We start from the raw sequence: 3389 nt of genomic DNA, 5'->3' as shown, positions 1-3389 counted from the left end.
TGGCACTGCATCCTGACCGGTTGGCCCGCGATACCGGTGATCTTCTGACGATCGGAAAGCGTGTCGTTGAACGCGGCGCCATCCTTCGAATCCACGATCCGAAAATCGTGTTCGACGGGACCGATATGATGGCCGAGGTTAGCGCCACTGTCGTTGGCCGACGGGTTCCCTATGCTGCTGCACCCGATTCGGCTTTCAAGGGCCGAAGGTTTTGGGCAAAGTCAGGTCAGCAGCAGTGTTTTTGAATCGCAGCACTTTTCTAAAATCTTTGGGGGAAATTCATGGGCGGCAGATTTGTGCTCGTGCTGATTGCGCTGATTGTATCAGCATCGCTTTCAGGACAGGAGCAAACGTCGATCACGATTGCAGAGTGGCATGATATCTTAAACGGGGTACCAACTGATGACGACAATCGACTGATATCGCTGGCGACAAAATATAGCAACGAATCGACAGACCTCCTGAATTCTGGAGACAGAATTGACGGCTTAAACAAAAGTGTTATTTCCCTAATTCTTTCGAAACATGTCCTTGATAGAAAATTGCGCGAAGGACTTAAAGTCGAATGGCGCGCTTTTGATTCATTAAACCGATCGCAAGCCGCATTAATCAGAGCCGGAATTCCTCAAAGCTCGATGAAGCAGAGTGCGATGAATTTGGGATTCGTTTTGCATGAAACACCTTCGCTAATGACAATCAAGGTCCGTCCTATGCCGCGCTCGGCCACGCCAACAGAGCGGAAGGCCATGATAGTACTGATTAAGGACAGTCTTATTGATCCAACATCGCCCATATATGGCCGATCCGACGTTGTCGAAAATCGGGCATGCTTCACCGTCAACTCTAAGAACAGATTCGGAGGGTATACGGGAAATCAAGAAGCGGTTCTACTATTCAGTCAGGACCTGAACGTTTGGGTTTTGGGAGGTACTGCAGACTTGTCCCACGAAGAATGCTTACTCAGAAGCAATTGATAATGCCATAGTTATTTTTACATTTTTTGATTGATCTTAAAGATTTTCGATCGAATATAATCGTTTCAGTAATAGCTCACAATTAATGTGAATTTATTCATGTTCCATATCTACAGCGTCACAAGGACTGAGAGGATAAGAGATGGTTTAACTTCAGAGTTGGATAACTTATCCGGTGAATGGCTTCTGCCAACATCGATGGTCGAAATCCATCGCCATAGATTCCATCAATTCCCGATCCTATTGCACCAGAGGTCCAACCCCCGAGAGCAAGCGAAATTTCGCGGTCAGCACGACTTTCCCTCAATGCATCCCGGAAGCAGTGCCGGAAACTGTGGAAGCAGGTCAACGGCGCTTGTGCGCCAATCTTCACTAGAAATCTGGAGAACCACTTCGAAAAATTCGTACTGCGATAGCCGTGTGGTCCGACTGATAGTTCATGAAAGAGCTTTCGATGTCCTGCCCGTTTTTGCTCAGCGACGAATCGAAGAAGGCCGACCCGAACGAGCTCTTCGTGGACTGGGACCGCTCGCTCACTGGCATTGGTCTTCACACGCTTATCGCCGTGGTCACCGGCAGCTCCCGCAATGACGACTATGCAAGGCACACCGTCCAATTCACGGACGTCTTCAACATCGAGCTGGCAAATCTCGTTCATGCGTAGACCTGAGAACAATGCGATCAATGGAATCCAGAAGCGTGCGCGTCGTGGACGCGCGTCGCCAACCTTTGCATACCCATAAACGTCATCCACACAGCCCGTGTACAATGGTGAACTGAAGATGCGGCTCAATTGATCGGTCGAGAACGGTCGACGCTTGTCTCGTCTCCTTATTGGGTCAGGAAGGCGAAGTCCCCTCGCCGGGCTCTTTGCCAGATACCCTTCATCGACGGCCCAGTTCAGCATTCCCGAAAATTTGTTGAGGTAGGCATTGGTGTTTGCGACGTTGATCATGACCGTCCCCGGCCGCGCCTTCGCGGCTGCTACAGCTTGAAGAATGGTCATACCGGGGAATTTGCGGTCGGCGTGACGCGGAACTTCTCGCAACATTTGAACGAAGGCCCGGCATTGTTCGCGCGAGATCGAGTCGATGGCAACGTGGTCGCCGAAGAATTCCATGATCCAGTTTCGCGTTGTGCGATATGCCACTGCTGTTCGCTGACACCATGTGTGCCGAGGATCGGCCATGTAGAGATCATAGACCTCGCCGAGCGTTTTAATCGCAGGTGCGGGCATCATCGGCGCGGCGAGGGCATTGGAATCGCCGAGCAACCGCGCACCGACTTCCATGGCCAAGGATTTCATGACGCTTTCGGACTTGCAGATGTTCAGTAGCTTCATGGCGCCGGGATCGAATGTCATCCCCAGTGCGATTCGAGCGTTTTCAAATTCTGATTCGATTTCTGCTGCAACAAAGTGAAATCGTCTGATTGCAATCTGGGCGCTATCCGTCCGGAGTGATCGCCATAGTTCCGACCGTCCAATTACCGTCTGGAGAACGTGGGGAACGCGTCGGCGAATGTGAAAGACATTTCCTTGGAGGCACACGCCGCGAGGCAATTTGTGTAGTAGCTTTGTGTAGTAGCCATCCCGACGCTTTATATCGCGTTTTCTGACACTTGGCGCGAATGCGGAGTGCGCGTTGTGTAGTGAAATTTGGGGGTAATCGTCGGGGGACCCCTTGCGGGGACGTTTTTTCGACGGTTTTTCAACGGTTCGTTGAATGCTGGAGCGGGCGAAGGGATTCGAACCCTCGACCCCGACCTTGGCAAGGTCGTGCTCTACCCCTGAGCTACGCCCGCTCGGCGGAACGGCAGCAGTGCTGGCCGTTCGGGAGGCCGGGCTATAGGCAGAGCGCGCGGGCTGTGCAAGCGCAAAAACGCCGGGCAGCGGTTATTTCTCGTGCAGATCGGGGCATTGTGGGCGCATCCGGTCGAGCCTGCGCTGCCGAACCGGCTTGGCAAAGCGGGGGGTTCGGCCCCATATGCAGCGCTGCACTTTCCCCGAACCGGAGCCCGTTATGGCGAGCCTTGCTACCAGCCAGTCCGAACGCGCATCAATTGCGGCGTTCAAAACCGATGTCATCGACGCGTCAATGAACGCGCTGGTGCTTGTCGATTTCTGGGCCGAATGGTGCGGGCCGTGCAAGACGCTGACACCGCTGCTCGAACGCGTCATCGCAGGCTATGCGCCGCGCGTGCAGCTTGTCAAAATCGACGTGGACAAGAATCAGTCGCTCGCCAGCCAGTTCCGCATCGAATCGATTCCCACCGTCTATGCATTTTTGAAGGGTCAGCCGGTCGACGGTTTTGCCGGCGCGCTTGGTGAGCGCGAACTCAAGGCGTTTATCGACAAGTTGCTCGCGGGTGTCCCCGCCGCGCCCGTCGAGGCCGATGCCGCCGCGCAGATCGAGG

General features: G+C 53.7%; 4 protein-coding genes, 1 tRNA gene and 1 pseudogene. 3 read left to right on the top strand and 3 right to left on the bottom strand.

Features of this window, described 5'->3' with window-relative positions; genetic code table 11:
- Both AC6T8Q_RS13940 and AC6T8Q_RS13935 read left to right on the top strand, forming a co-directional pair.
- A partial coding sequence (locus tag AC6T8Q_RS13940) for a recombinase family protein (protein WP_500679654.1) occupies positions 1 to 245 on the top strand: 245 nt, incomplete at its 5' end.
- Between the two features lie 36 nt (positions 246 to 281).
- A complete protein-coding gene (locus AC6T8Q_RS13935) occupies positions 282 to 974 on the top strand; it encodes a hypothetical protein (protein WP_500679653.1) in 693 nt (230 codons plus the stop codon).
- Between the two features lie 118 nt (positions 975 to 1092).
- On the opposite strand, the gene AC6T8Q_RS13930 is transcribed toward AC6T8Q_RS13935, so the two are convergent.
- The 3 genes and pseudogenes from AC6T8Q_RS13930 to AC6T8Q_RS13920 all read right to left on the bottom strand — a co-directional run bounded on the left by AC6T8Q_RS13930 (position 1093) and on the right by AC6T8Q_RS13920 (position 2777).
- Complete coding sequence (locus tag AC6T8Q_RS13930) at positions 1093 to 2337, bottom strand: site-specific integrase (protein ID WP_500679655.1); 1245 nt, start codon at positions 2335 to 2337, stop codon at positions 1093 to 1095.
- A gap of 24 nt (positions 2338 to 2361) precedes the next feature.
- Positions 2362 to 2523, bottom strand: a pseudogene (locus AC6T8Q_RS13925) (DUF6538 domain-containing protein); the annotation flags it as partial.
- Positions 2524 to 2702: 179 nt separating this feature from the next.
- Positions 2703 to 2777 (bottom strand) — tRNA-Gly (locus tag AC6T8Q_RS13920).
- 218 nt (positions 2778 to 2995) lie between these two features.
- On the opposite strand from AC6T8Q_RS13920, the gene trxA reads away from it, so the two are divergent.
- Positions 2996 to 3389: thioredoxin (gene trxA, locus AC6T8Q_RS13915; RefSeq protein WP_500679652.1), on the top strand; the 394-nt coding region annotated here is incomplete at its 3' end.

Origin of the sequence: Bythopirellula sp. (assembly GCF_041737835.1) — a bacterium.
In the GTDB taxonomy this organism is placed as follows: domain Bacteria; phylum Planctomycetota; class Planctomycetia; order Pirellulales; family Lacipirellulaceae; genus Bythopirellula.
This window is presented reverse-complemented; position numbering and strand designations above follow the sequence as displayed.

What these genes read in the sequence shown, in the direction of transcription:
- AC6T8Q_RS13930 (WP_500679655.1), bottom strand. Translation starts at nt 2,337, where the DNA reads ATGACATTCGATCCCGGCGCCATGAAGCTACTGAACATCTGCAAGTCC.
- AC6T8Q_RS13935 (WP_500679653.1), top strand. Translation starts at nt 282, where the DNA reads ATGGGCGGCAGATTTGTGCTCGTGCTGATTGCGCTGATTGTATCAGCA.